Raw genomic sequence first — 216 nt, forward strand, 5'->3', positions numbered from 1 at the left:
TGATGGGTCAAACTTCCTACGCCGGCATTATCCGGATCAGGTTCAAGGCGACCCGAAGCTGCGGTTTGCTTCGATCTCAGCCGAGGATGCCCCTCAGCGCCCCTGTTTTTATGTACTGAATATTTGTTTGGGGAGGAGTTTACCCGATGACCAAAACCTATTCCAAAACCCGTACTCTGGTAGAGTGCGCCCTGATGATTGCCCTGGGCACCGTCC

The 216-nt window shown here is 53.7% G+C and carries 1 riboswitch.

From position 1 onward, the window contains the following. Positions 1–114, reverse strand: a riboswitch (TPP riboswitch). Positions 115–216 lie beyond the last annotated feature (102 nt).

Source organism: Gemmiger formicilis (assembly GCF_016901605.1).
Classification (GTDB): domain Bacteria; phylum Bacillota; class Clostridia; order Oscillospirales; family Ruminococcaceae; genus Gemmiger; species Gemmiger formicilis_B.